Origin of the sequence: Streptomyces albiflavescens (assembly GCF_014645835.1) — a bacterium.
GTDB classification, from domain to species: Bacteria; Actinomycetota; Actinomycetes; order Streptomycetales; family Streptomycetaceae; genus Streptomyces; species Streptomyces albiflavescens.
This window is the reverse complement of record NZ_BMMM01000015.1, coordinates 24,377-47,683: the sequence shown is the minus strand read 5'-3', so window position 1 is coordinate 47,683 and position 23,307 is coordinate 24,377. Positions and strand designations below refer to the sequence as shown.

24 protein-coding genes and 1 pseudogene are annotated in these 23,307 nt (G+C 69.7%); 12 read left to right on the top strand and 13 right to left on the bottom strand.

The genetic code is table 11. The features are described 5' to 3' along the window. Positions 1 to 3 precede the first annotated feature (3 nt). The 3 genes from IEY95_RS33835 to ilvA all read right to left on the bottom strand — a co-directional run bounded on the left by IEY95_RS33835 (position 4) and on the right by ilvA (position 3,275). On the bottom strand, positions 4 to 861 hold the full coding sequence (locus IEY95_RS33835; protein ID WP_189190003.1) for an ABC transporter permease: 858 nt from the start codon (positions 859 to 861) through the stop codon (positions 4 to 6). After that, complete coding sequence (locus IEY95_RS33830) at positions 858 to 1,868, bottom strand: ATP-binding cassette domain-containing protein (protein WP_189190002.1); 1,011 nt, start codon at positions 1,866 to 1,868, stop codon at positions 858 to 860. Before IEY95_RS33830 ends, IEY95_RS33835 begins: the two co-directional genes overlap by 4 nt. Before the next feature lie 177 nt (positions 1,869 to 2,045). Next, on the bottom strand, positions 2,046 to 3,275 hold the full coding sequence (gene ilvA, locus IEY95_RS33825) for a threonine ammonia-lyase (RefSeq protein ID WP_189190001.1): 1,230 nt from the start codon (positions 3,273 to 3,275) through the stop codon (positions 2,046 to 2,048). Between the two features lie 164 nt (positions 3,276 to 3,439). On the opposite strand from ilvA, the gene IEY95_RS33820 reads away from it, so the two are divergent. The 3 genes from IEY95_RS33820 (at position 3,440) to IEY95_RS49535 (ending at position 4,906) form a co-directional block, all read left to right on the top strand. Then, on the top strand, positions 3,440 to 3,946 hold the full coding sequence (locus IEY95_RS33820; RefSeq protein WP_189190183.1) for a MarR family winged helix-turn-helix transcriptional regulator: 507 nt from the start codon (positions 3,440 to 3,442) through the stop codon (positions 3,944 to 3,946). Between the two features lie 217 nt (positions 3,947 to 4,163). Further along, positions 4,164 to 4,661 carry a sigma factor-like helix-turn-helix DNA-binding protein gene (locus IEY95_RS49540; RefSeq protein ID WP_229703548.1) on the top strand — a complete coding sequence of 166 codons (498 nt, stop codon included), beginning with the start codon at positions 4,164 to 4,166 and terminating at the stop codon, positions 4,659 to 4,661. Next, positions 4,658 to 4,906 carry a hypothetical protein gene (locus IEY95_RS49535; RefSeq protein ID WP_229703547.1) on the top strand — a complete coding sequence of 83 codons (249 nt, stop codon included), beginning with the start codon at positions 4,658 to 4,660 and terminating at the stop codon, positions 4,904 to 4,906. Before IEY95_RS49540 ends, IEY95_RS49535 begins: the two co-directional genes overlap by 4 nt. A 6-nt stretch (positions 4,907 to 4,912) precedes the next feature. Here the strand turns inward: IEY95_RS49535 and IEY95_RS33810 are convergent, their stop codons facing one another. Further along, the gene (locus IEY95_RS33810; protein ID WP_189190000.1) at positions 4,913 to 6,067 is read right to left on the bottom strand and encodes a cystathionine gamma-synthase; all 1,155 of its coding nucleotides are present in this window, start codon (positions 6,065 to 6,067) and stop codon (positions 4,913 to 4,915) included. Between the two features lie 176 nt (positions 6,068 to 6,243). Between IEY95_RS33810 and IEY95_RS33805 the strand changes: the two genes are divergently transcribed. The 5 genes and pseudogenes from IEY95_RS33805 to IEY95_RS33785 form a co-directional block, all read left to right on the top strand. Further along, the gene (locus IEY95_RS33805) at positions 6,244 to 7,362 is read left to right on the top strand and encodes a hypothetical protein (protein WP_189189999.1); all 1,119 of its coding nucleotides are present in this window, start codon (positions 6,244 to 6,246) and stop codon (positions 7,360 to 7,362) included. Positions 7,363 to 7,574: 212 nt separating this feature from the next. After that, on the top strand, positions 7,575 to 8,243 hold the full coding sequence (gene msrA, locus IEY95_RS33800; protein WP_189189998.1) for a peptide-methionine (S)-S-oxide reductase MsrA: 669 nt from the start codon (positions 7,575 to 7,577) through the stop codon (positions 8,241 to 8,243). Beyond that, positions 8,236 to 8,574, top strand: coding sequence for a hypothetical protein (locus tag IEY95_RS33795; protein ID WP_189189997.1), 339 nt, complete (start codon positions 8,236 to 8,238; stop codon positions 8,572 to 8,574). Before msrA ends, IEY95_RS33795 begins: the two co-directional genes overlap by 8 nt. A 105-nt stretch (positions 8,575 to 8,679) precedes the next feature. Next, entirely contained in the window at positions 8,680 to 11,115 is a 2,436-nt protein-coding gene (locus IEY95_RS33790) for a SpoIIE family protein phosphatase (RefSeq protein WP_189189996.1), read from the top strand. A gap of 159 nt (positions 11,116 to 11,274) precedes the next feature. Next, a pseudogene (locus IEY95_RS33785) lies at positions 11,275 to 11,430 on the top strand (DUF4291 family protein); the annotation flags it as partial. 49 nt (positions 11,431 to 11,479) lie between these two features. Here the strand turns inward: IEY95_RS33785 and IEY95_RS33780 are convergent. The 4 genes from IEY95_RS33780 to IEY95_RS33765 form a co-directional block, all read right to left on the bottom strand. Continuing rightward, positions 11,480 to 12,268, bottom strand: a complete 789-nt coding sequence (locus tag IEY95_RS33780; protein WP_189189994.1) for a tetratricopeptide repeat protein — start codon at positions 12,266 to 12,268, stop codon at positions 11,480 to 11,482. A gap of 288 nt (positions 12,269 to 12,556) precedes the next feature. Continuing rightward, a complete protein-coding gene (locus tag IEY95_RS33775) occupies positions 12,557 to 12,862 on the bottom strand; it encodes a DUF1905 domain-containing protein (protein WP_189189993.1) in 306 nt (101 codons plus the stop codon). A gap of 125 nt (positions 12,863 to 12,987) precedes the next feature. Then, complete coding sequence (locus IEY95_RS33770; protein ID WP_229703546.1) at positions 12,988 to 14,064, bottom strand: hypothetical protein; 1,077 nt, start codon at positions 14,062 to 14,064, stop codon at positions 12,988 to 12,990. 257 nt (positions 14,065 to 14,321) lie between these two features. Then, complete coding sequence (locus tag IEY95_RS33765) at positions 14,322 to 15,716, bottom strand: SMI1/KNR4 family protein (protein WP_189189991.1); 1,395 nt, start codon at positions 15,714 to 15,716, stop codon at positions 14,322 to 14,324. 242 nt (positions 15,717 to 15,958) lie between these two features. Between IEY95_RS33765 and IEY95_RS33760 the strand changes: the two genes are divergently transcribed. Continuing rightward, positions 15,959 to 16,324, top strand: a complete 366-nt coding sequence (locus tag IEY95_RS33760; protein ID WP_189189990.1) for a hypothetical protein — start codon at positions 15,959 to 15,961, stop codon at positions 16,322 to 16,324. A gap of 66 nt (positions 16,325 to 16,390) precedes the next feature. On the opposite strand, the gene IEY95_RS33755 is transcribed toward IEY95_RS33760, so the two are convergent. Further along, the gene (locus tag IEY95_RS33755) at positions 16,391 to 16,843 is read right to left on the bottom strand and encodes a hypothetical protein (RefSeq protein ID WP_189189989.1); all 453 of its coding nucleotides are present in this window, start codon (positions 16,841 to 16,843) and stop codon (positions 16,391 to 16,393) included. 202 nt (positions 16,844 to 17,045) lie between these two features. Here IEY95_RS33755 and IEY95_RS33750 point away from each other — a divergent pair, with 202 nt between their 5' ends. Continuing rightward, positions 17,046 to 17,720, top strand: coding sequence for a hypothetical protein (locus tag IEY95_RS33750; protein WP_189189988.1), 675 nt, complete (start codon positions 17,046 to 17,048; stop codon positions 17,718 to 17,720). 172 nt (positions 17,721 to 17,892) lie between these two features. On the opposite strand, the gene IEY95_RS33745 is transcribed toward IEY95_RS33750, so the two are convergent. After that, the gene (locus IEY95_RS33745) at positions 17,893 to 19,329 is read right to left on the bottom strand and encodes an FG-GAP repeat protein (RefSeq protein ID WP_189189987.1); all 1,437 of its coding nucleotides are present in this window, start codon (positions 19,327 to 19,329) and stop codon (positions 17,893 to 17,895) included. A 184-nt stretch (positions 19,330 to 19,513) separates the two neighbouring features. On the opposite strand from IEY95_RS33745, the gene IEY95_RS33740 reads away from it, so the two are divergent. Then, complete coding sequence (locus tag IEY95_RS33740) at positions 19,514 to 19,744, top strand: hypothetical protein (protein ID WP_189189986.1); 231 nt, start codon at positions 19,514 to 19,516, stop codon at positions 19,742 to 19,744. A 4-nt stretch (positions 19,745 to 19,748) separates the two neighbouring features. On the opposite strand, the gene IEY95_RS33735 is transcribed toward IEY95_RS33740, so the two are convergent. Further along, a complete protein-coding gene (locus tag IEY95_RS33735; RefSeq protein ID WP_189189985.1) occupies positions 19,749 to 20,135 on the bottom strand; it encodes a VOC family protein in 387 nt (128 codons plus the stop codon). Between the two features lie 212 nt (positions 20,136 to 20,347). Next, positions 20,348 to 21,388 carry an NAD(P)-dependent alcohol dehydrogenase gene (locus tag IEY95_RS33730; protein ID WP_189189984.1) on the bottom strand — a complete coding sequence of 347 codons (1,041 nt, stop codon included), beginning with the start codon at positions 21,386 to 21,388 and terminating at the stop codon, positions 20,348 to 20,350. 175 nt (positions 21,389 to 21,563) lie between these two features. Between IEY95_RS33730 and IEY95_RS33725 the strand changes: the two genes are divergently transcribed. Further along, on the top strand, positions 21,564 to 22,478 hold the full coding sequence (locus tag IEY95_RS33725) for a helix-turn-helix transcriptional regulator (protein ID WP_189189983.1): 915 nt from the start codon (positions 21,564 to 21,566) through the stop codon (positions 22,476 to 22,478). A gap of 18 nt (positions 22,479 to 22,496) precedes the next feature. Here IEY95_RS33725 and IEY95_RS33720 read toward each other — a convergent pair whose 3' ends face one another. Continuing rightward, entirely contained in the window at positions 22,497 to 23,267 is a 771-nt protein-coding gene (locus IEY95_RS33720; RefSeq protein ID WP_189189982.1) for a group II truncated hemoglobin, read from the bottom strand. Between the last annotated feature and the right edge of the window lie 40 nt (positions 23,268 to 23,307).

Genomic DNA, 23,307 nt, shown 5'->3' with positions numbered 1-23,307 from the left:
GGGTCACGCCGTGGCGGATCGGTACTTGCGCACCGCCAGCGTCCTGAATATCAGGATGATCAGGACCGAGTAGATCACCGAGGCCCAGACCGAGTGCTGCATGGGCCAGGCGTCCGACGTCGACTGACCGGGGTTGGCGAAGAGCACGCGGCAGGCCTGCACGGTGGCGCTGAACGGGTTCCAGTCCGCGATGTGCCGCAGCCAGGGCGTCATGTTGCTGGAGTCCACGAACGCGTTCGAGATGAACGTGACCGGGAAGAGCCAGATCAGTCCGCCGGAGGTGGCCGCCTCGGGTGTGCGCACGGAGAGGCCGATGAGGGCGCCGATCCAGGTGAACGCGTACCCGGCCAGAAGCAGCAGCCCGAAGGCGCCCAGCACCTTGGCCGCGTTGGTGTCGCCGTCCGAGCCGACCCGCCAGCCGACCAGCAGGGCGACCACCGCGAGGACCAGCAGGGTCAGCGCGGTCTGCACGAGGTCGGCGAGCGTACGCCCGGTCAGTACCGCGCCGCGCGCCATGGGCAGCGAGCGGAAGCGGTCGATGAGGCCCTTGTGCATGTCGTCGGCGATACCCGCGCCGGCGCCCGCCGTGGCGAACGTGACGGTCTGCGCGAAGATGCCCGCCATCAGGAAGTTGCGGTAGTCGGTCGAACTGGTGCTGCCGCCGATCATCATGGAGCCGCCGAAGACGTAGCTGAACAGCACCACGAACATGATCGGCTGGATCAGCCCGAAGATCACCATCTCCGGGATCCGGGACATCCTGATCAGATTGCGCTTGGCGACGACCAGCGAGTCGCGAATGGACTGGCTGACGGGGTTCGAGGGCGCCGTGATCTGCACGGCGTCGGTCACGGCACTCACTTGCCTGCCTCCTTCTTGCGCTTGGAACCCTTGCCTGCGTCCGCCACTCCGTTGCCCTCTTCGCGCTCCTCGGCCACATGGCCCGTGAGCGACAGGAAGACGTCGTCCAGGGTGGGACGGCGCAGGCCGATGTCGTCGATCTCGATGCCCCGGGTGTCCAGCTCGCGGATGACTTCCGCGAGCAGCTTCGCGCCGCCGGTGACGGGCACGGTGAGCTTGCGGGTGTGCTCCTCGACGGTGGTCTCGCCCTTGCCGAATCCGCGCAGCACCTCGGAGGCGGTCTCCATGTGCTCGCGCTCGTGGACCACGACCTCGACGCGCTCGCCGCCGGTCTGTGCCTTGAGCTGGTCGGCAGTGCCGCGGGCGATGACGCGGCCGTGGTCGACCACGCAGATGTCGTGCGCGAGGTGGTCGGCCTCTTCCAGGTACTGGGTGGTCAGCAGCAGGGTCGTGCCGCCGGAGACCAGGTCCTTGATGACGTCCCACAGCTGCTGGCGGTTGCGCGGGTCCAGGCCGGTCGTCGGCTCGTCCATGAACATCACCGGAGGTGACACGACCAGCGCGGCCGCCAGGTCGAGCCGGCGGCGCATACCGCCCGAGTACGTCTTCGCGGTGCGGTCGGCGGCGTCCGCGAGGTTGAACTGCTCGAGCAGCACGTCCGCGCGTATCTTCGCGGCCTTGGCCTTCATCTGGTAGAGCTGGCCGACCATCTGCAGGTTCTCGCGGCCGGTCAGGTACTCGTCGACCGCGGCGAACTGTCCGGAGAGGCCGACCCTGCGCCGCACGGCGTCGGGGTGTTTGAGCACGTCGACGCCCGCGACGACGGCCTTGCCGCTGTCGGGGCGGAGCAGGGTCGTCAGGCAGCGGACCGCGGTCGTCTTCCCCGCGCCGTTCGGCCCGAGCAGACCCAGCACTGTGCCCTCCGGGACATCGAGGTCGACGCCGTCCAGAGCCCTTACGTCACCGAAGGTCTTGACCAGGCCTTCGGCATAGATGGCGCCTGGCATGTGAGTTCTCCACGTCGTTGGGGATTTTCACGAAAGTGTGAGTTTTACTGTTTCGCACCGCCCGGTGGGGCGAACGCGCCGCCCGCCCGGCAGTTCCGTGACGGGAGACACACCGTAACGCGATGTATCGCGTTGCTCAACAGGTTTTTCCGACCGGAGACGAAAGCGCTCGTGATCTCAGCCGATCACTGTGTAACCCGCCTCGCGCAGCGCCCGGTTCACCTCGGCGCAGTGCTCGGGGCCCTTCGTCTCCAGGTGCAGCTCGACCTCCACCTCCGTGAGCCCGAGCCGTGGATCGGTCCGTACGTGACTCACATCGAGGACGTTAGCGTCCGCCACTGACAACACCCCGAGAAGTGTGGCCAGGGCTCCGGGACGATCGGTCAACCGCAGCGTGACCGCCAGGTAACGGCCACCCGCCGCCATGCCGTGGCGCAGGATGCGCTGCATCAGCAGCGGGTCCACGTTTCCGCCCGACAGCAGGGCCACGACCGGGCCCTCGAAGGCTCCGGGCTCGCGCAGCAGCGCCGCGACGGGGCTCGCGCCGGCCGGTTCGACGACCAGCTTGGCGCGCTCCAGGCAGAGCAGCAGAGCGCTGGAGAGATTGTTCTCGGAGACCGTGTGGACCTCGTCGACCAGTTCCTCGACAAGGCGGAACGGTACGTCGCCCGGCCGTCCGACCTTGATGCCGTCGGCCATCGTCGCCGGGTTCTCGATCGACACCGGGCGCCCTGCCGCCAGCGAGGGCGGGTACGCCGCGGCGCCCTCCGCCTGCACACCGACGATCCGTACGTCCGGGCGGATCGACTTCACCGCGAGCGCGACGCCCGCGGCCAGCCCGCCGCCGCCGATCCCGACGACGATCGTGCGCACCTCGGGACACTGCTCCAGGATTTCCAGGCCGACCGTGCCCTGGCCCGCGATGATGTCGGGATGGTCGAAGGGGTGGATGAACACGGCGCCCGTCTCGGCCGCGTACTCCTGCGCGGCGGCCAGCGTCTCGTCCACCACCTGTCCGTGCAGCCTCACCTCGGCGCCGTAGTCGCGCGTGGCCGCGACCTTCGGCAGCGGGGCGCCGGTCGGCATGAAGACCGTGGAACGCACGCCGAGCAGCGAGGAGGCCAGGGCGACGCCCTGGGCGTGGTTGCCCGCGCTGGCGGCGACGACACCCGCCGCGCGCTCCTCGGGAAGCAGCCCGGCGATCCGCACATACGCGCCGCGCAGCTTGAACGAACCCGTGCGCTGGAGGTTCTCGCACTTGAAGTGGACCGGTGCGCCCACCAGCTGGGACAAGTACCTGCTGCCCTCCATCGCGGTCACCCGCGCCACACCCGTGAGCATCTTCTGCGCGCCACGTACGTCGTCGAGAGTCACGCTGTGCAAGGAGTCAGCCGTGCTGTAGCTCATGACCTCCAGTCTCGCAGCTCACACGGGCGCACCCCGGCCGTGACCACGCTCCGAGACAGGTTTGCGCAGCGCCGGTACGGCCCGCGCCCCGGCCGCGTACCCTGTCCCCCAACCCAGCTCCCCACGCATGAATTGAGCCCCCGGCCATGCCCACAACACCTGAAATGTCGATGGACATGACGACCGTCGGTGACACCGGTCTTCTCGACACGCTGCAGCACGAGGTCGCGGTCTTCGCGCGCCGTGCCGAACAGACCCGGCTCGGCGGGGTGGGGCAGGTGCGCAACTCCATGGACCGCGCCGCGTACCTGCTGCTCAACCGCCTCGACAAGGAAGGGCCCATGGGCGTCAAGGCACTCGCCGCGAGCATGGGCATCGACTCCTCGACGGTCACCCGGCAGGTGGCGCCACTGGTCGACACCGGGCTCGTCAAGCGGACCTCGCACCCCGAGGACGGGCGTGCGGTGGTGCTCCAGCTGTCGCCGCGCGGGCAGTCCCGCCTCGACGAAGTGCGCTCCTCCAGGCGTCAGTTGATGGCCGAGCTGACACACGACTGGGCGCCGGAGGAGCGCGAGGCGTTCTGCACGCTCCTCACGCGCTTCAACGGCGCGCTCTCCGCCCGCCAGGCGGCACAGGGCCTGCCCGGCGCGGAGTCGCAGCCGACCTCCTGAACGACCCGGGGGCTTCACCGCGCCCCCGTCCGGCACGTGCGCACAGGCCGTTTTCGGGTCTCCCCGCTCTTCACGCGCGCGTGCATGTGCGTCGGACTCTTGACCGGAAGGCGGCGCCTGGCCTCATATGAGACCGGGTCCTTGTCGCACACGGTGCGGCCTGTCGTACGTGGCCGGGGCCCCGTTTCCCTCAGGATCGCCCTCGGACGGAGGCGTGGTGCGAGAACGGCAGGCGTCCCAAGGCGCCCGCCGGGCCCGGGAGTTCGAGGCGTTCGTCGCGGGCGCGGCAGGGCGGCTGCTGCATGCCGCCACGCTGCTGACGGCGGAACCCCGGGACGCCAACCCGCGGGCCCGCCGCCTGCTGACGCTGGCCCTCGCCCACACGTACGCCTCCTGGGACCGGCTGCGCGGCGAGGACCCGTACGACCGTGCCCGCCAGCAGTTGGCCGTGCGCTTCGCACGCTCGGCCTGGCACCAGTACGGGAGCTTCGGGCGGCCGCGCCCCTCCCCCGACAACGTCCTGGCCCGGCTCACGCCCCAGGAGCGGCTGATTCTGGTCCTCAGGCTGTACGAGGGGGTCGCCGAGGAACAGACGGCGGCCCTGCTCGGGCTCCCCACGGAACGCGTGCACACGATCTGCGCCCGCGCGATGGCGACGCTGCTGCACCCGCCGCGGGGCCCGGCACCGACCAGGGTGGAGGTGGCGCCGTCGTGAACCTTCCCGAGCGCGAGGCGGCGGTACGGCGCATGCTGGAGCAGGCGCCGCCCCCGGTGCCGCCCGACCTGTACGCGGACGTCGTACGCCGTGGCGGGCGCATGCTGCGCCGCTGGACGGCGGCCCGGCGCCTGATGTGGCTGGTGCTGTTCGCGGCGGCCGTCGCCTTCATCGTCTGGGCGAGCATCGCCCGCCCGTGGGTGGAGCCGCCGTCGGAAACGACTCCACCGCTGACGGGCTGGTGACCTGACTCAGCCGAGGGCCTGCTGGAGGTCCTGGAGCAGGTCGTCGACGTTCTCGATGCCCACGGAGAGGCGTACGAGATCGGCGGGGACCTCGAGCGCCGAACCGGCCGCCGAGGCGTGCGTCATACGGCCCGGGTGCTCGATCAGGGACTCGACGCCGCCCAGGGACTCGCCGAGCGTGAACACCTTGGCGCGGTTGCAGACCTCGACGGCCGCCTCCTCGCCGCCCTCGACCTGGAAGGAGACCATGCCGCCGAACGCCCTCATCTGCTTGGCGGCGATCTCGTGACCGGGGTGCTCCGGGAGGCCCGGGTACAGCACACGCGTCACGCGCGCGTGCCGGGTGAGCATCTCGGCGACCTTGCCGGCGTTCTCGCTGTGCCGGTCCATGCGCACCGAGAGCGTCTTGGTACCGCGCAGCACCAGCCAGGAGTCGAAGGGCCCGGCGACCGCGCCCATCGCGTTCTGGTGATACGCCAGCTCCTCGCCGAGCTCCTGGTCGCCGACGATCAGCGCGCCGCCGACGACGTCCGAGTGGCCGCCCATGTACTTGGTGAGGGAGTGCACGACGACGTCCGCGCCGAGCGTGAGCGGCTGCTGGAGGTAGGGGGTCGCGAAGGTGTTGTCGACGACGAGCTTGGCGCCCGCCTCGCGCGCGATCTGTGCGACCGCGGCGATGTCGGTGATGCCGAGAAGGGGGTTGGAGGGCGTCTCGACCCAGACGGCCTTGGTCTTCGGGGTGAGGGCGGCTCGTACGGAGTCGGGGTCGCTGGTGTCGGCCACGGACCACTCCACGCCCCATCGGGAGACGACCTTCGCGAAGAGGCGGAACGTACCGCCGTACGCGTCGTTGGGGATGACCACGTGGTCGCCGGGGCTGAGCAGCGTACGCAACAGGCAGTCCTCGGCCGCCAGTCCGGACGCGAACGCGAGGCCGCGACGGCCGCCTTCGAGGGCGGCGAGGTTCTCTTCCAGGGCCGTCCTGGTGGGGTTGGCGCTGCGGCTGTACTCGTAACCGCCGCGCAGCCCGCCGACGCCGTCCTGCTTGTAGGTCGAGACCTGGTAGATCGGCGGGACGACCGCGCCGGTGAGGGGATCGGCGGTGTTGCCCGCGTGGATCGCGAGGGTCTCGAAGTGCTGACTGATGTGCCTGTCGCTCATGGGTCCCGAGCGTAGTGCGCCCGCGGGGTCGGTGGCGGCGTAGGCCCTCCGGAGCGGGGCCGGACCGACCGTGCCGGGCCGCGGCGAAGGGAGGGCTCGCCCGTGTCGGGGCCGCCGCGAGGGGTCTTTCCCGACCGGGTTGGCCAATTGTCGGACCCGTCTGGTTCGCTTGAGGCATGGAGATTCTCTGGGTCCTGATGGCGCTGGCCATGTTCAGCCTGGTCCTGCTGCCGGTATTCAGGCGCAGGCGTGCCGGTATTCAGCTGGTCTCGCCCGGCGACCCGGACGCGGCGGACCCGGCGAACTACGGGTTCCTGCGCCAGGAGGAGCTGGACATCCGCATGCCCGGCCCGGACCAGGACCTGCTGGATGTGCTGGACCTGGTGCAGCGCACGCAGGACTACCGCTCCGCCTCGCAGCTGCTCGCCGGCACCGAGGTGGACGGCGAGCGGCGCTGGCAGCGGGTGCAGGCCTTCGCGGGTGCCGCGTCGCTGGAGCTGCAGCAGCGCCCCGGCGGGGTCAGCGAGATGCCCGGCGGGCAGTGGCTGCGGGTGTGGCGGGCCGAGCAGCCCAAGGACGCGGGCGGCACGGCGGTGCACGCGGAGTTCCTGGTGCAGCAGGCCTGGCGTACGTCGACGCCCGGGACGGACGAGTTCCGGATCATCATGGAGGAGGCGAGGGCGGCCTGCGGTGAGGCGGCCCTCCTCTCCCCCGGTGATCCGATCCCGTACATCATCGAGCTGTCGGTGGCCCGCGGACTCGGCTACCCCCAGCCGGAGTTCGAGAAGCTCTGGCTGAAGATCCTGGACCGCGCGCCGTCCCACATGGGTGCACACCTGGCGGCCCTGCACTACTGGTGCGAGAAGTGGCACGGCTCGCGCGAGGTGGCGTACGCGTTCGCGGAGGCCGCGGCCGCGCGTGCCCCGCAGGGGTCACTGCTCGCCGCCATGCCGCTCTTCGCGGTCTTCGAGCACCTCCCCGAGGTGAATCTGGTCCGCAGCTTCTACCAGAGCGAGGTCGTGACCAAAGCGGTCCATGGCGCGCTCTTCGCGGTGCACGCGGCCCGCTCCGACGACCCGATGCTGGCCCACGTACGCCACCTGCTGGTCCTCTTCCTGGTCCGCAGCGAGCGCTGGGCCGAGGCCATGGACCAGCTGGTGCATGTGGACGGCCACGTCGGCGCGCTCCCCTGGACGCTGACCTCCGACCCGGCCGCGGACTACGCGATATACCGGGCGCTGGCGGTGGCGGGATACGAGGCGAACGGCGGGAGCCCGGCGACACTGTCGCACTGAGGCGAACGGCGGGAGCCCGGCCACGCTGCCGCACTGAGGCGAACGGCGGGAGCCCGGCCACGCTGCCGCACCGAGGCGAACGGCGGGAGCCCGGCCACGCTGCCGCACCGAGGCGCGGGGCAGCTGCCGTACTGAGGCGTAGGAATGCCGGAGGCGGTTCACGCGTTCAGCAACACGTCCCCCCTCGGAACCCGCAACCCCGTGGAGAGCGCATGTTCCTGCACAGCCGTACACCGCAGCTCCCGACCCCTGAGCAGGCCCTGCGCGGCCGCCCGGAGCCGACCTTCACGGTCCCCGAGCGCCACACTGTCCTCGGCACCCCGCTCCTTGGCCCCTACCCCGAGGGTCTGGAGATCGCCGACTTCGGCCTCGGCTGCTTCTGGGGCGCGGAGCGCAAGTTCTGGGAGCTGCCGGCCGGCGTGTACACGACCCTGGTCGGCTACGAGGGCGGCTTCACCGAGCACCCCACGTACGAAGAGGTGTGCTCGGGGCTGACCGGCCACACGGAGGCCGTCCGCGTGGTCTACGACCCCACGAAGATCACGTACGAGCGTCTCCTCCAGGTCTTCTGGGAGTCCCACAACCCCACCCAGGGCTTCCGCCAGGGCAACGACGTGGGCACCCAGTACCGCTCCGCCATCTACACCCACACTCCGGCCCAGGCCGCCGCCGCGGCCGCCTCCCGCGAGGCCTACCAGAAGGTCCTCACGGGCTCGGGCTACGGCACGATCACCACGGAGCTGCTCCCCGCGGAGGGGCGCACCTTCTATCCGGCCGAGGGGTACCACCAGCAGTACCTGGACAAGAATCCGGCGGGGTACTGCGGGATCGGCGGGACGGGCGTTTCGTGCCCGATCGGCGTGGCCAAGGCGGATGGCTGAGCCCCTCCCGCTGGACGTCGCGGAGACGTTGAACGCGCTGCTGACCGGCTCTGATCCGGTGAGCAGCGCGCTGCGTGCTCAGCTTCCGTACGCCCGGGTGGTCGGCAGATGCGCTTGCGGCTGCGCCACGGTCGACCTGGCGGTGAACCGCGCAGCGGTCCCGCCGGCTCCCGCTCACGGCAATCCGGCCGCGGACGCCTGGTACGCCGAACCAAAGGACGCCGGCGTGATGGTCTTCACGAAGGACGGCTACCTCTCACTGCTGGAGATCTACTCGACGTCCAGCGAGCCGATCACTGCGTGGCCAGAGTCTCGCTTCGTCGAACGCTGATCACCGGGGAGCTCAGGCGCGAACATCCACGGCCGAGAGAACGGGAGAGTCGCGGACGGGGACCGTGGGGAGGAACATCGGAGTCATGTAGGCAAGGTGGTGGCTATGGGGACGCCGTCGATGCATTTCAGCGAGAGTCCTGAGGATCCGTTCGCCCTCGAGCGCGGCGCGTCCGCTGTGCTCGACGATCAAGGCACCGTGGTCGGCTGGAGCGCACGCGCACAGGAGCTGCTGGGCTATCCGGCCAAGGAAGTGATCGGACGGGCCTGGCAGGACCTCTTGGTCGACGCCCGTGACCTGCCTGTCGTGCGGTCCGTCGTCGTGGACGCCATGAGGACGGGGGGCTGGTTCGGGGTCCTGCCCGTCCGGCACCGCGACGGACGGCGGGTGGAAATGGGTTTCCGGGCCCGCGCGGTCGCTCGGGACGGGGACCGTCAGGAGTGGGTCCTGGTCGGAGCCCCCGCCGCCGAGGTCATTGCCTGGCAGCGGGACCGTGCGCTGCTGGACGGCCTGTACCACCGGTCCCCGATCGGTCTGGTCACTTACGACCCGGACAGGAGAGTGATCCGGGTCAACCGTGCGGTCGAGAAGGCGAGCGGCGTCCCGGCCGAGGCGCCGGTGGGCCACCGCCCCCGCGCATTCATGGTCGACGAGGACGCGGGTCCGCAGGATGAACGGGTACGGCACGTCCTGGAGACCGGCGAGCCGTTGATCTTCACGGAGCAGTCGGCCCGGGCGCGCCACGATCCGGGGCGGGAACGGATCGTGTCCGTTTCGGCGTTCCGGATGGAAGACCCCTCGGGCCGGGTTCTCGGCGTGGCCGAGACGATCGAGGACGTGACCGACCGCCACCGGGCCCAGCGCAGGCTCGCCCTGCTGAACGAGGCGAGTGCCCGGATCGGAACCTCACTGGACGTGATGCAGACGGCCCGGGAACTGGCCGAGGTGGCCGCCCACGGCCTGGCGGACTACTGCTCGGTGGACCTTCTGAAGCCGGTGACACTTGGTGACGAACCACCCCCCGGTGCGACAGGTCCGCTGCTCCGCGTGGCCCTCTCGCCCCCAGAACACCGGGTCCCGTACCAGGAGGGCGATGTGGTCCCGCTCCTTCCGGAATCTCCGCAGGCGCGGTGCTTGGCCGAGCGTCGCCCGATTCTCGACCGGCTGCTGTCCCTGCGCCCCGAGTGGTACTCCATGGACCGGCGGCGGATCGAGATCGCCTTGGGTCTCGGCGTTCATTCGCTGATCGTGGTGCCCTTGGTGGCGCGCGGCCTGGTACTGGGCGTAGTGAGCCTGTGGCGAGTGCGCCATTCGGAGCCTTTCGAGGACGACGATGCCGCGGTGGCCCATGAGTTTTCCTCGCGTGCGGCCGTCTGCATCGACAACGCTCGCCGCTTCACCCAGCAGCAGAGCGCCGCTCTGACTCTGCAGCGCAGTCTGCTGCCGAGCGCGGTGTCCGACCTGCCGGCCGTCGAGGTGGCCTGCCGATACCTCCCGGCGAGCGGTGAACCGGGCATCGGCGGTGACTGGTTCGACGTGATCCCGTTGTCAGGGGCCCGAGTCGCGCTCGTCGTGGGAGACGTGGTCGGCCACGGGATCCACGCTGCGGCCTCCATGGGCCGCCTGCGCGCCGCCGCGCGCACCCTGGCCAGCCTCGACCTGGAACCGGACGAGGTGGTGGCGCGGCTGGACGATCTGGTCAGTCTGCTGGCCACCGAGCTGGAGGCGAACGCCCGCGGCAGCGGTTCCGCAGTGGAGCAGGTGGTCGGGGCCACCTGCGTGTACGCGGTTTACGATCCGGTCTCCCGGCACTGTTCCCTGGCACGCGCCGGTCACCCGGCACCGTTGGTGTCCACCCCGGACGGCGAGGTGACCGTACTCGACCTGCCCGCGGGTCCACCGCTGGGTCTGGGCGGCCTGCCATTCGAAACGTACGACCTCGACCTCCCCGAGGGCAGTCTGCTCACGCTCTATACCGACGGTCTTCTGGAGGCGCGCGACGGCGACATCGACGCCGCGCTGGAGCACCTGAACGAATGTCTCACCCCCTCCGCCGATCCTCTGGACAGCACCTGCCACGCCGTGGTCGAAGCGCTGCTGCCGAAGGAGCACCTCCCCATCGACGACGTCGCGCTGCTCATCGCCCGTACCCGGGTGCTGCCGCCACAGGATGTCGCCGCATGGCAGCTGCCCCTGGAAGCGACCGCCGCTGCCCGTGCCAGGGAGCTGACCACGGCGAAACTGGCCGATTGGGGGCTGACGGAGCTGGCCTTCACCACCGAGCTGGTCGCCAGCGAGCTCGTCACCAACGCTTACCGGTACGCGGCGGGCCCCATCACCCTGCGCCTCATCCGTACGCACTGCCTGATCTGTGAGGTGTCCGACACCAGCCACACTTCCCCGCACCTCCGGCGGGCCCTCAGCACGGACGAGGGCGGACGCGGACTCTTCCTGGTCGCGCAGCTCACGGAGCGGTGGGGCACCCGCTACACCCACGACGGCAAGACCGTTTGGACGGAGCAGCCTCTCCCGCACACATGACCCACAACGACGGCGTGTCTGGGGAAGCGGCCGCAAGCGCGGGCCGTACTGCCACGACACAACTGACTGGCAGCGCGCCCGCCGAGAGCTTAGGTCGCGGCCCCGACGCGGTCGAAACTCGATGGCCCATGGGAGTCGTTCGGCCTCACCGTGTACGTCATGGAAGAACCGCAACGCGGGATCCGGGCGGTCTACGCAGCATCCACGATCACCGTCTACCAGGCGTACTCCCCGGACATCGGCATACCCGCCGGACGCGAGGGTCGTTTTCCCACCCTGTGGAAGCGGGACCGGATGACGTGGGTCATCAAGCCGCGCTGACAGACCTTTGTCGTCGGTTGCTGCCCTCACCGTGTCGTCGCGGCTATTGGCGCCGCGAATTGATCAACGCTTCCGCCCACTCGGGTGAATGGGCCCGACGTGCCGCCTCTCTGATCTGCTGGTCGCTCATGCCTGAGACGAGCTGGTGCGATTCATGTATGCCGTCTCCGTTGCCGACCTGGAGCATCATCAAGAACCAGGTCAGTGACCGAACCACGTCTCTGTCCGTACCTACTGCGTCCCGGTAACGGACACCGGTGGCGATCGAAGGGCCGTGTCCGCCCTGTGCCGCCCGCTCGTACCAGGTCAGTGCATCAACCTCACGGCCGACCTCGCTGAACCAATCACCGAGTACGCCCGCGGCCTCCGGCACGTCCTGCTCCGCTGCCGTCATCAGCAACGTCATCACTGCCTGCGGGCTCATACGATCAGTCGCCGTGTCCATGAGGTGCATCATCGCCAGGTTGAACATGGCGTGGCTGTCACCTGCCTCAGCCGCCAAGGTGAAGAGCCGCTCCGCACGCTCCGGGTCGCGCTGCGTACCGCGGCCTGTCATCAACAGGTGGCCCAGACCGCGCTGCCCGGCAGGATGGCCCTGCTCAGCCGCGAGTGTGAAATGCCGGAGCGCCGCCACAGCGTCTTCGTCGTATTCCAGCGCGATGCCACCCAACAGGCTTCGCGCTTCCAGGTCGCCCGCTTCCGCCAGCGCAGCGAGTGGCCCTCGCAGCTCATCAAGCCTTGCCTCCGCATCACGGTCCCCCCGCTGAGCAGCGTCCAGAGCCCGTTGAGCGCTGCCTATGACATCGAATGAAGGTACGGATTCCGAAGACATCTACTCTCCCACGGTCGGCGTCAGCGAAGAGGCACCGTAACAACGGCTGCCACGGACGCCCCAGTTGCGGTCGAGAGACCAGGGTCGGCACACACGGCCTGGGAGGCTCTCCCCCGCGAGCCGTGGCCGTACTACACAATCCGGAACAAGAGCCTGTGTTGACAGCGGCAGAGCCTCCGGATCGGTGAGTAACCGGCGTCGACGCAAAGGTCCGTGAACGCGGCTTGACATGGATCACCAAGCCGCGTTCGCAGACCCCACCCGGTCGCTGATGCCGTGCCCGTGAACCTAACGGGGTTGGGGTTCGTGGAGGCGGACTGTCATCCTCACCGTCACGTCGTCTCCTGCGGACAGGCCGCTGGGCTTGCGCACGGCGACCTTGAGCGGCAGCAGGTAGCCGCCGTCCTTGGGGAACAGCGACGTCTGGAAGGCGACCTCACCGATCCGGGCCTCGACCGGGATCACGCCCCAGCCGTAGGTGGCCATTGCGGCCACCTCGCGGATGTCGGCGGACTCCTCGTCCGGCACACGCACGAAGTAGTACGGCGCCGGTCCGCGCCATTCGATCACTCGGCCGGAAAAGACGAACTCCATGCGGTCGGTCTCCTTCGATGAGAACGGCCAAAACGCGCAACGGACCCTGCAAAGGCTCCGGGTCGCCTCACCCCGCGACGCTTCACCCGCCGACTGCCCGGAGCGGTGACGGCCCGGTCCCCCCGTCAGGAAGTCTGACGGATCCCGTTGCCGGGCGACGTGCGGGCGAACCAGATTCGCGTCTCGCCTGCGGTCAGGACGCGGGTCAGCTCGGCCGTTCCCGGGAGATGCGGGAAGAATCGGTCGGCGTTCCAACTGCGCTGGTACACCGGCTCGTCGAGCACGAGCAGGCGACGCCCCTCCACCAGGGGGATGTCGTCGGGCAGCCCCTCGTTCCAGATCCGCTCGCCGTCCGGGGCGAGGAGTTCGAAGGCTCCGGTCGCGATGGTCTGGGTGCGTCGTTGGGCGGGCTCGGGGTCCGTGGCCAGGCGGACGCTCTCCGCCGAAGGCGTGTTGCCGGGCACGTGGCCGCCGCCGACGAGGACGTGGGCGAGCAGCGTGTGCAACTGGAAGTTGTCCCCGATACCGCTGATGCGCACCTCGAACCCGGTCCCTGTGGGCCTGTGCAGCACCACAAGGGGTTCGTCGTCCAGAACCGCCAGCGCATAGGCCAGGCATTTGAGGTCGTGCCGTTCCAGGGCCGCCAGATCGCGGCAGGCGGGGAGGATCGCGGATGCGTGCCGTCGGCGCACCTCGGCACTGCGGCACAGCACGGCCAGCGCGGGCGGCTGCCACTCCTCGACCGAGCACCAGGCCAGCGCCAGCCGCGTGGCCTCGTACACCTCGCCGCCGAGGCGGGCCAGCAGCGCGTCGTCAATGATCTTCTCGTCCGACTCCGGCAGTTCGTCATCGGCCGCGCCGGCGGCGGTCCAGCGGCGGGCGAACTCCAGGGCGTCGAGCAGGTCCCGGTGGACGCCGTCGAGAATCGGCTCGGCGCAGGCCGCCGGATCGGCCCCGCGCTCGACGCAGAAGCCGGCCGCCATCGCCAGCATCGGCCGCGCCGATGGGGGGAAGGCAGGGAGCAACGCCGCCAACCGGGGCCCTGCCAGAACGCGTTCAGCGTCCGACGCCGACTGCACACCGTTCATCATGGCGGTGAAGGCACGCCCGGTGCCGTCGCCATCACGAGCGGCAACAGCCTCCTCCAGCTCGGACACCGTGGCGGCGAGGCTCGAAGCCTCCCGCTTCCTCTTGAAGATCACCGGCACACCTTAGGCCCGAGTGATGGAAGACCGCGAGGACTCATGGCTCGGGAGCAGGAGCCACCCTCTCGCATGCTTGCCACAGAAGGTCTATGAACACTGCTTGACATGGATCACCAAGGCGCGTTCACAGACCCCATCTGGGGGCACTGGCAGTCGTCCGGGCTCAGGTGCGGACAGCGTCCACCTGCTGGTGGCCCGACGCCGGCCCCCCGGGCGAGGGGGAAGCCGTTCCCTGTCGCGCCGGCCGCCCAGGGCTACGGCACGGGGCCGAGGCTGCCTTCCAGGGTGGTGCGGGTGATCAAGGGGCGGTCCCAGCGGGCGAGGATCTCGTTGGCGAGGTCCACGACCGGCAGGGGGTCGACGTCGTTGCGAACCTCGATGCCGGCGGCCAGCAGGCTGCGCGGGACCGCGTCGGCGTCCAGGAGAACGCGCCAGTCCTGCGGGCAGAGCTCCAGGAACTCGAGGCGGGTGAGCCGGGAGATCTCCAACGGGGCGGCAAGCGTGCCGGATTCAGCCCTGAGGGTCCGCAGGCGCGGCAGGTCCACGACGGGCTCCAGGCTGAGCGGTTCGCCCTCCCACAGGCCGATGCTCAGGACCTCCAGCGTGGGGTGCGCGGCGGCCTCGACGCTGCTCAGACTGCGGATGTTGACGTGCGCCACGGCCGGCGGCTCGTCGTCCGCGCGCCGGCGGGGGCCGCGCTGTCCCTGTCCAGGGAGAACCAGCTCGGTGAGGGAGTCGGCGATCAGGCCCGCGCCGACGCTCTCCTCGCGGCTGAGGACGATGACCTGCCCGGTGTGCCCGCCCGGTCCCGGCGTCAGGTCGACCGCGATCCGGTCGCCGTCCCAGTCGCCGAAGACGATCCAGCGGGGTGAGCCGACCAGCCCCTGCACCGCGGTGTCGTAACGGGTGTCGACCGCCTCCGCCTTCATCGCCGCGAACCGCCACGGGGACTGGCGTGAGGCCGCGTCGGCGATGTAGAGCTCGTCGAGGGGGAAGAGTTGGCAGCCGACGGCGTTGGCGACCCGCATGGCCGCCTCGTAGTCGTCGTTACAGTCCTCCCACCGGGCCCGGGTCACCCGGTAGAGCGCCTTGAGTTCGTCGGGCAGCGCGACACCGAGGCGTACTTCCGCCTCCGCCAGTTCCGCCTCCGTGGCGCCGACGGAGTCGGGGAGGCGATCGCGCAGGAAGCTTTCCAGTGCCGCCGGATCCGCCGCCGGCGAGAGCTTCGCGCCGGGCACCGGATCAGGCACCCGGCGCCAGGGCTCGGGCACGGCGTCTTCGACCAGCACGAGCGCACCCGGGAGCGGCCCGCTGCCCTCGGCCTCCACGGCAGGCCCGAAGTCGAGCAGGTCCAGCACGGCCGGGCCGTCCGGGGACATCCGGGCCACGAAGGAGACGCCGTCGGCGCCGGCCTCCGCGAGCGCGCCCCGCACCCGCTGCACGGCGTCGAGCTCGGGCCGTCTGTCCGCCTCGTCAGACGCCTGCCCGTGCATGGTGAACATCGGCCCCCATGGCATCGGCACGCTGTACGCGTGGGTGCCGATCCGTCCGGCGACGTGACCGCCCAGAGCGCCCGGTGTCGCGGTGTGAGCGGACCGCAGGACATGAAGCAGCGGCTCCCAGGTCGTGAACTCATGGAGCGTGGACACAGGTGTCTCCGATCGGCGCGGTCAACGTGGCGAGGTGATTATCACGGGAGGCACTGACAGCCCCCTTCCTCAGCGGCACTCGGCCTCGCCGACCGCTTTGCCTTGAACGGCAAGGAATCCGCGGAAGCCGCAGACCACGGCCCCGCTGCGCGGCTTGACGCGGATCACCAAGGCGCGTTCACGGCCCCGTCCGTGGTCGTAAGATCTCCCGCTGGTGGTCGACACAGCTTGTGGGGGCGAACATGGAGAGACCGGACGACCGCATCGCATCCGTCCTGCGCTTCGCCGCGGAACTCGTCGCTTGGGTGGCCACTCCCTGGGCCTTGTCCAAGTACTCATGGCTGCTTGCCGTCTTGGCGGTGGTGGTACTGATCGGCTTCCCGACCCTCTTCTCCACTCCGGGAGACAAGGCGCAGGTGATCATCCCTGTCTCGGGTACGGTCACGATCCTGCTCGTGCTGCTCCAGCTCGCTGCTGCCGCGATCGCCGCATGGTTGGCATGGCCCATCTATGCGGCAGTCCTCGTGTCTCTCCTCGTGGCCGCCACCCTCGTCACGGAACGTCAACGCTGGCAGTGGCTGCTCTCCACGAACCGGCACACCGGCTGAGCTGCGGAGGGGTGGCACCGGAGTGCGTTCGCTCTCCGGGCAGGCCCGCCACTTCCCGGCCTCGCCCTAGCCTTCAGTGAAGTAGGTATACGGCGCCACCGAGACTCCTTCGGAGACCGCGCGTTCGTCGTCCTCGCCGGCTTCCGGGTCGAGGTCGCGCGCCCACAACGAATGCATGGACCACACGGAGAAGCCGGCGTGGAAGTCGTGGCCGATGTCTGAGGGCGTGCTCAAGTGTCCCAGGGCGTGGAGGTCCGCGACGACGTCATCCAGAAAGCGATGGGTCAGCTGAACCCCGTCGTAGTGCGCTTCGGCATCGCCGCCTTCGCCGCTGTAGCCGATCTCCACGAGTTCGACCGTCTCGTCATCCGCGTAGGTGATCACCAGCGTGGGTGAGGTGGTGTAGACGGCCCGCTGTCCGCCCGGGCCGTGATACGGCGACCCGACACGCTCCTCGACCTGCGAGCGCGGATCGCCGATCCTGACAAGGGCCACGCCTTGTCCTGGGATGATCTCCATGTTGACCATCCTGCCAGCCAGGACAACCACTCGGGAGTCCGCAGAGAGATCACAGCGCCGCCGCTGCACCCGGCGAAGGTCTGTGAACGCGGCTTGACATGAGTCATCAAGCAGCGTTCACAGCCCGCAAGAACCTGTGCCTGCGCGGTGGACCGAGGTCACCTTCGGGTCGGCTTGTCGGGGCGTGGATCATGGTCCCGTGATGAAGTGGACGAAGAAGACGCCTCCGGTCGGGCACTCCGAGCATGAGCCGGAACTCTCGGCCTACCAGTGGGCGATGCGGAACCGGCTTCTCGCGGCCCCTGTACTGCCCGCGCCCGAACCCTGGCGGCCCGTCTTCGAGTACGAGTACGGCGTCCCTGTCGGCGGACTGCTCGGTATCGGCTTCGCGACGGATCCCGATACCGGCCACGATCTGGTGATGGTCGTCTCGCACGACGGGCACGGTCTCTTCGACGCCGTCACCGGCGAAAAGATCGCCAGGGACCGCGACCCCGCTCCCGAGGACAGCACCCCCGACGCCGTTGCCGACCTGTCCTGCCCCGGGCTGGGGCCGATCACTGGAAGCCGCGTACGCATCGCCGGGCTCTTCGGCGGCGGGCTGCACACCACCACCGAAGACGGCTGGACCCTGGAAGTCGTCACCCCGGCCTGGCCGAACGATCGGATCCTGCTGTCCCGCGACGGCGGGCTCCCCCACGCGGGTCCGCACGGAGAGGAGTGGTGGCACATCTTCCACTCGAACTACTCCACATTCCGTGCAGCCGGCTTCTCCCCCTCCGGCCGAACGATCGCCGTAGCGACGAGCAGTGACCTCTCCCTGTGGACCCGTGGAGCGAACACCAGCACCAGCCACTTCAGCAGTGCCGAGACCTGACCGCAAGGACGGCAGTGGGGCCGTGCCGTGTCAGCCGTCGAACCGGATCCAGTCCACCGCTGCATCGGCCAACTCCGGATCAGTGGGTAACCGGCGTCGATGCAAAGGTCTGTGAACATGGCCTGACATGGATCATCAAGCGGCGTTGACAGACCTTTAAAGCCCCAGCCCTTTAAAGCCCCAGCACCTCGCCGTACTTGATGGCCCCGTGGGGCAGTGCGAAGCCGAACGGGGTCAGCGACTTGCCCAGCGGGTACGTCTCCTCGGTGCTGCTCGGCACGAACCAGACGCCACCCGACCTGGGCTCACCGGCGTTCTCCCCGGGCGCGCTCACCGCGGTGTCCCACAGTCCGTCGCGGTTGTAGTCGCCGACGGCCACCTGGGCGCCGAAGCGGTCGCCGGCCTCGGCCGTACCGGGCATGTTCGTGGTGCTCTGGCTGCGGGCCAGACCGCCGTAGAGGCCGTGCTCCGTGCCGTTCATGGTGACGTACCCGCCCGCGTCCTTGACGGTGCCCACGTCCTCGCCGGGCACGCCGACCACCAGTTCCGGACGGCTGTCGCCGTTCAGGTCGCCCGCGGCCAGCGCGGCGCCGAAGTCGTCGCCCTCCTCGGCGATGCCGCCGACCTCCGGGTTCGACTGGGTGATGCACTCGCTCTCGGTGCCGAAGTTCGCGGTCTTCGAGCCCTTGAGCAGGAGCACCGCACCGCCGAGCCGGTCCTCGCAATGCGTGGTCTCCGACTCGGGGTTGGGCTGTACGAGGCCGACCGCGAGGTCGTCCGTGCCGTCCCGGTCGAAGTCGGCGGCGGCGAGCGAGCTGCCCCGGTCCGCGTCGGCGTACCACTGGGCCGGCTTGGCCTGGTCGTCCCAGCGCGTGATGAAGGTGCTGGAGTCCTCCATGCCCTGCCAGGTGGCGGCGAGGTCGTCCCGGCCGTCGCCGTCGAAGTCGCCGGTGGCCAGGTCGCGGGTGGCGCCGCCCATGCTGTAGCCGCGCAGGGTGGTGGTGGTCACGGGGGCCGCGGTGAGCGGGCCCGGGCGGAACCGGAGCGAGCCGCTCTCCTCGCCGTTCTCGCCGTACGCGAGGTCGGTGTCGCCGTCGCCGTCGTAGTCGCCCGTGGCGATGGTGCGGCCGATGCTGCTGAACTCGCCCGTGCCCCTGGCCACGGTGGTGCCCTTGACGTTCAGCCCCGAGCCGTCCAGGACGGTGATGGTGCCCTCGTCCTTGAGCTGCTCGGAGGTGAGCGACTCGCCGCTCGCGCCGACGACGAGCTCGAAGACGCCGTCGCCGTTCACGTCGACGGGTGCGACGGAGGACCCGAAGCGGTCGCCCGCCTCGGGCGTCCCGGGTATGCCGGCCTCAGCCTGGCTGATGACGCCGGTGGACTGGCTCGGGCTCCGCGGGCCGCCATAGATCACGCTGATGTAGCCGGCCTTGGCCTTGCCGTCCACCGTGGCGTTGGGCATGCCGACCGCGATGTCCGCGTATCCGTCGCCGTTGAAATCGAACCGCGGAGTCGTTGCAGCCGCGGCGCTCCCGGCGAGTGGCAGGGTCAGACCGGCGGCGGTGAGGGCCGCTGCGGCGGCGGTGACGGCCAGGGTGCGTGCACGCACGGTGGAACTCCCGTTGTCGAAGGGGGCAATGAGAGCGAAGGTTCTCGGAGATGTGACTCACGAGGTGTACGAAGGGTTGTGTGAAGGTGGCGGAACACGACTAGGGACTCGCCGTCTACGCGGGCACCATCGACAACCACCCCATCGGGGGTGGTCCCAAGCCCCCTCTGGTCAGCATGGCGATATGCAGGTGAGAGCACCCAAGGAGTGGGGCTTCCCCGTCGCGTATGACGAGGACATGCGCCACGGGCTCCGGCAGTTCCTTCCCGGCGCGGTGGTCGGGCGGTACTTCGGCGGCACTCTGCCCAACGGGGACTTCTCCATCAGGCACGAGGACCTGCTCGCCGAGAACCCGCTCGCCGGCGATCCCGATGGCCTTCCGGACCTGGATCTCATCACGAGGACCGCGCTCTGATCGGTCAGTCGTCGCCGCTTCCGTACGGTCGGGTCAGTATCTCCAGGTTGTGGCCGTCCGGGTCGTCGAAGTAGGTGCCGCGCCCGCCGTCGTTGGTGTTGATCTCGTTGACGCGACGGTGGGCCGGGTCCGCCCAGTAGGTCAGGCCGGCTGCCCGGATGCGGGCGAAGATCTCGTCGAAGTCCTCCTCCGAGACAAGGAAGGCGTAGTGCTGCGGGGTGATCGTCCCGGTCGTGTCCATGTAGTCGAGGGTGACGCCGTTGGGGATCGGGACCGGGATGAACGGGCCGTACGGCGGGCTCACTTGGAGGCCGAGGATGTCCGCGAGGAATCGGGCGGAGGCCTTCTTGTCGTGGGCGGCGACGATCGTGTGGTTCAACTCGACGGACATCGCGAAACCTCCTGTGCGTGCCTGTACGTCGTTGTACGTCCTCGTGATTCCTTCTCCGTCCTTCCACAGTAGGCATCGCGGCCCCCGAGATGCCCCTGCTCGGTGCGCCGGGCGCTCACATACTCGTGCGGACGCGGATCCCCGGGTCGTACGACGGAAACGCCGAGGGCGCCGACCGGCCGTACGACCCGTCGGCGCCCTCCACGCGGAAACTAGATCGTGGCCGTGTCGATCACGAAGCGGTAGCGGACGTCGCTTGCCAGGACACGCTCGTACGCGTCGTTGATCTCGGAGGCGCTGATCAGCTCGATCTCGGCGCCGAAGCCGTGCTCGGCGCAGAAGTCGAGCATCTCCTGGGTCTCCCGGATACCGCCGATGCCGGAGCCCGCGAGGGTCTTGCGGCCGCCGATCACCGAGAAGAGGTTGAGCTTGACGGGCTCCTCGGGCGCGCCCACGTTCACGAAGGCGCCGTCGGTCTTGAGGAGCGACAGGTAGGCGTCCAGGTCCAGCGGGGCCGAGACCGTGGACAGGATCAGGTCGAAGGTGCCGCGCAGTTCCTGGAAGGTCTTCGGGTCGCTGGTGGCGAAGTAGTGGTCGGCACCCAGCTTCAGACCGTCGTCCTTCTTGCGGAGCGACTGGGAGAGGACCGTGACCTCGGCGCCCAGCGCGTGCGCGATCTTGACGCCCATGTGGCCGAGGCCGCCCATGCCGAGGACGGCGACCTTCTTGCCGGGGCCGGCGTTCCAGTGCTTGAGCGGGGAGTACGTGGTGATGCCGGCGCAGAGCAGCGGGGCGGCCTCGTCGAGGGAGAGGCCGTCGGGGATGCGGACGGTGAAGTTCTCGGCCACGACGATCTTCTCGGAGTAGCCGCCGTAGGTGGGCTCGCCGTCCTTGCCGACGGCGTTGTACGTGCCCACGTTGCCCTTCAGGCAGTACTGCTCCAGGCCCGCCTCGCAGTTCTCGCACTCGCGGCAGGAGTCGACCATGCAGCCGACGCCCACCCGGTCGCCGACCTTGAACTTGGTGACACCGGAGCCGACCTCGGAGACGATGCCGGCGATCTCGTGGCCCGGCACCATCGGGAAGATGGCCTCGCCCCAGCCCTCGCGGGCCTGGTGGATGTCGGAGTGGCAGATGCCGGCGAACTTGATGTCGATCAGGACGTCGAACTCGCCGACCTGGCGACGCTCGATGGTGGTGCGCTCCAGCGGAGCCTTGGCGGCGGGGGCGGCGTACGCAGCAACAGTGGTCATGCCGGGGGTTCTCCTAGGGAGTGGTCTGTCCTGTGCTCGGCTGCCTTCGGCCGGGCACGCCGTCCACCTTGCCCCGCCTCACCGCATTCACCCAGGTCACCGTTCTGCGTACGTCCGCTGGTCCTACTACTGGCGGGGTCAGGCTTCTCTGCGTACGACCGTGAATACTGGACGTATGGATGGACATCCCTCTCCGGGCCCCGCGGGCGGAACGGGACAGCCGCTGGACCGGCGTGCCGAGCTCAGCGAGTTCCTGCGCACCCGCCGCGCCCGGCTGAAGCCGGAGGACGTGGGGCTGCCGGACTTCGGGCGGCACCGCCGGGTGCCCGGGCTGCGCCGCGAGGAGCTGGCACAGCTGGCCGGGGTGTCCGTCGCCTACTACACGCGCCTGGAGCAGGGCAACGGGCGCAACGTGTCGCCCGAGGTGCTCGACGCGATCGCCCGCGCACTGCGGCTCTCCGACGCCGAGCACGCGCATCTCACCCACCTCGCGAAGCCCAAGCAGCACAAGAAGAAGCGGACGGCGCGGCCGCAGCAGGTGCGGGTGGCCCTGCGGCAGCTGCTCGACGCGTTGGACGGCATCCCGGCGTACATCACCGGGCGGCGCTCGGACATCCTCGTCTGGAACCGGATGGCCGCGGCCGTCTTCGGGGACTGGTCGGAGCTGCCTCCGCAGCAGCGGAACTGGGCCCGGATGGTGTTCCTGAAGCCCGAGTACCGCGATCTGTTCGTCGACTGGGAGCAGAAGGCGATCGACATCGTCTGTCTTCTGCGCATGGACGCGGGCTGTCATCCCGACGATCCGCAGCTCTCGGCCCTGGTCGGCGAGCTCTCCGTGAAGAGTGAGGACTTTCGGCGGCTGTGGGCCACGCACGACGTCAAGGAGAAGACCTACGGCGTGAAGCGGCTGCGGCATCCGCTGGTGGGTGACCTGGCGTTGCAGTTCGAGTCGTTCCGGTTGCCGGACGACAGTGAGCAGGCGCTGATCACGTATCACGCGGAGCCGGGGTCCCCCTCGGCGGAGGCGCTGCGCCTGCTCGCGTCCTGGGGCACGGACGCGACCCGCGCGGGCGCCGCGTCCCCGCCGTAGGCTTTCGGATACCCGCCCTCACCCCTGGTACGGCGGTGCCGCCCCCCACGTCCACTTCGGGATCGGCTGCTCCCCCGGAGGCACCGCGTCCGGCCCCGAGAAGTACACGGCCAACCGCGTCCCCCACTCCGCGTACGCGACGAAGGCGGAGCGGAACTCGGCGTCGGTCGGAAGCCCCGCGTCGTCCGCCGCGTCCTGGAGGAGGTTCACCCAGCGGCGCCGCTGAACCTCGGTGATGTTCTTGCCGAGGTGCTTGGCCACCATGTGCCCGTGCCCGCCCTGGGTCTCGGAGTACTCCGGCGGTCCGCCGAAGACCTCGCCGAGCCAGAGGGCGACGTGCTGGGCGTGCTCGGGGGCGAGGTCCGCGAACAGCGGCGCGAGGAGGTCGTCCTTGAGGACCTTGTCGTAGAAGACCTCGGTCAGACGGGCGAAGGCCTCGGCCCCGCCCGCCCAGGCGTAGAGCGTGGGCACGGACGCGCCCGCGCCCCGCACCGTCGTCGGCTTGTAGTGGCGCATCTCCTCGATGTTGCCGATGTAGGGGCGGATCTCGGTGAGGAAGTCGGGGAAGAGGTCGGACTTGCGGAAGCCCTCGACGTGCTCCTCGGTCGATGTCCACGTGATCCGCAGGATGTAGTGCTCGAAGTCCTCCTCGCAGCGCGCGAGTTCGTAGTCGACGCACTGCGGGGCCGCGGCCAGCTGGGCGGCGGCCCGGGTGTAGGCGGCCAGGAACTCCGCCGACTGCTGCTCGGGAATCCGGTACCGGATGTATTCGACAGTCGAAACGGTCATGGCCCCAACCAAACACGGACGGCCCGCCGGAAGCTCTCCC